This window comes from Kitasatospora sp. MY 5-36, assembly GCF_001182915.1.
Taxonomy (GTDB): domain Bacteria; phylum Actinomycetota; class Actinomycetes; order Streptomycetales; family Streptomycetaceae; genus Kitasatospora.
The window spans coordinates 1-612 of the sequence record NZ_LFVW01001166.1 but is presented as its reverse complement, the minus strand read 5'-3'; the positions used below and the strand labels follow the sequence as shown (position 1 = coordinate 612).

At 78.8% G+C, this 612-nt stretch carries 1 protein-coding gene; it reads right to left on the bottom strand.

Going from position 1 to position 612, the window contains the following annotated elements:
• Window positions 1-224: 224 nt before the first annotated feature.
• A complete protein-coding gene (locus tag AE652_RS41090) occupies window positions 225-443 on the bottom strand; it encodes a hypothetical protein (RefSeq protein ID WP_049661064.1) in 219 nt (72 codons plus the stop codon).
• Between the last annotated feature and the right edge of the window lie 169 nt (window positions 444-612).

Below are 612 nucleotides of genomic sequence, written 5' to 3'. Positions count from 1 at the left end.
CCGGACACGGGGTCACCGCCCCCGAGGGCGCGGGACCAGCTCATGGGTGGCCTCTCGGGGTCGTGGTGGAGGGGACCGGGGTGGTCCCGGGGCTCCCCTGGCCGGTGCGGGCGCCGAGCGGGCGGCCGAACCGGTCAGGGCAGCTCCGGGCGCGGGCGGCCTGTGCCCGGCCGCCGGCCTCGCGAGTGCGGGCTGGCGGCCGGGCGTTCAGGGCCGGCGGCGGATCAGCGGGCCTGCGGGCCCTGACCCGCACCGGGCGCGTTCTCGTCGTCGCCGAGGGAGAGGTTGTCCAGCGCGCCGGCCTGGAGGACCAGGCCGGCGACCTGGGCGCCGGTGATGCCGTTGGCGACGGCGCCCAGGTCGCCGGAGAGGGCGCTGCCGCCCGGGGCCTGGATGACCGTGCCGTGGATCACGGCGCCGGAGATGTGGTTGGTGATGACCATGTGCTTCTCCTGACGGATGTCGAACTCCCGGGCCGGTGCGGCGCCGGGAGGGGGCGTTGTACGGGTGGCCGCGGACCTGACGGCCCGGTGCGCGCCGCATCAGCGGTGCGTGCCGGGCCGTGCCGGTGGCGGCGGGGGCGCTCGCGGCCTGGCTGGCCGGTCCGGGCGC

What these genes read in the sequence shown, in the direction of transcription:
- AE652_RS41090 (WP_049661064.1), bottom strand. Translation starts at nt 443, where the DNA reads ATGGTCATCACCAACCACATCTCCGGCGCCGTGATCCACGGCACGGTC.